Origin of the sequence: Streptomyces sp. SID14436 (assembly GCF_010548465.1) — a bacterium.
In the GTDB taxonomy this organism is placed as follows: Bacteria; Actinomycetota; Actinomycetes; order Streptomycetales; family Streptomycetaceae; genus Streptomyces.
In genome coordinates this window covers 1-1504 of the sequence record NZ_JAAGMD010000154.1, presented here as the reverse complement: position 1 = coordinate 1504, position 1504 = coordinate 1, and the positions used below count along the sequence as shown (strand labels likewise).

Below are 1504 nucleotides of genomic sequence, written 5' to 3'. Positions count from 1 at the left end.
TCCGGCGGTGGCGACAGCGACGGGGACAAGGGCAACGACACCTCGCAGGCACAGGTCGACGAGGCAGCGGCCAAGAAGTCGTCCGAGGCCCAGATCAAGATCACGCCCAAGGACGGCACCGACAACGCCTCCATCAACAACTCCGCCGCCGTCGCCGTCGCCAAGGGCACGCTCACCGAGGTGAAGATGACGACCGCCGACGGCAAGGCCGTCGAGGGACAGATATCCGCGGACAAGAAGTCCTGGAAGCCCACCGGCCAGCTGGAGCGGGCCACCACCTACAAGCTGACCGCGACCGCCGAGGACTCCAAGGGCCGCGCGGCGCACGAGAACGCCTCGTTCACCACCGTCTCGCCGGCCAACAGCTTCATCGGCAACTTCACCCCGGACGACGGCACCACGGTGGGTGTCGGCATGCCGGTGTCCATCAACTTCGACAAGGCGATCACCAACAAGGCCGATGTCCAGAAGGGCATCACCGTCTCCACCGACAGCGGCCAGGAGGTCGCCTGTCACTGGTTCAACGCCAACCGCATGGACTGCCGTCCCGAGGACTACTGGAAGGGCGGCTCCACGGTCACCCTGAAGCTGGAGCTCGACGGCGTCGAGGGTGCCGAGGGCGTCTACGGCGTTCAGCAGAAGACGGTCACCTTCAAGATCGGACGCAACCAGGTCTCCTACGTCGACGCGAAGACCAAGCAGATGAAGGTCACGCGGGACGGCAAGACCGTCCGGACCATCCCGATCTCCGCCGGTTCGCCCGAGAACAAGACGTACGAGGGCCAGATGGTGATCTCCGAGAAGTTCAAGGAGACCCGGATGAACGGCGCGACCGTCGGCTTCACCGACGACGACGGCAAGGGCGAGTACGACATCAAGGACGTGCCGCACGCCATGCGCCTGAGCACCTCCGGCACCTTCATCCACGGCAACTACTGGGGCGCCAAGTCCATCTTCGGCAGCGCCAACACCAGCCACGGCTGCGTGGGTCTGGCCGACACCAAGGGCGCCAACGACCCGAACACCCCGGGCGCCTGGTTCTACAACAACTCGATGATCGGTGACGTGGTCGTCGTCCAGAACACCGGCGACCGGACCATCGCCCCCGACAACGGCCTCAACGGCTGGAACATGGACTGGGAGCAGTGGAAGGCGGGCTCGGCCCTCTGAGACTCCTCTGAGGCCACCGTCCCACCCGCCGTCCGGCCGATGCCGTCGCCCGCCCCCTCGGGGGAGGCCGGCGGCATCGGCCGTTCCGGGGTCGACCCGGAGCGTGCGCTCCGGGTCAGGCGCCGGCGAGCAGGGTCTCCAGGGCCGTCGCCGGCTCCGGATGGCGGGCCGTCAGCACCGCTCCCGGCGAGTCGTGCCGACAGGCCGCCGCGGCCCAGCCCTCCGTGCAGCCCAGGAGGCCGGCCACCGCGTCGCAGGCGGCCGGGTGGGCCGCCAGCAGCGGTATGCCCCCCGGAGTGTCCTGGCCGGGAGCGGGGGCCCAGCCCTCGGTGCA

2 protein-coding genes are annotated in these 1504 nt (G+C 68.7%); one reads left to right on the top strand and one right to left on the bottom strand.

Annotated features, from left to right (window positions below; translation table 11 throughout):
* Positions 1-1170: Ig-like domain-containing protein (locus G3I53_RS05740; protein ID WP_164438086.1), on the top strand; the 1170-nt coding region annotated here is incomplete at its 5' end.
* A 115-nt stretch (positions 1171-1285) separates the two neighbouring features.
* On the opposite strand, the gene G3I53_RS05735 is transcribed toward G3I53_RS05740, so the two are convergent.
* Positions 1286-1504, bottom strand: a 219-nt coding sequence (locus tag G3I53_RS05735) for a hypothetical protein (protein ID WP_164438085.1), incomplete at its 5' end; no start/stop codon positions are given.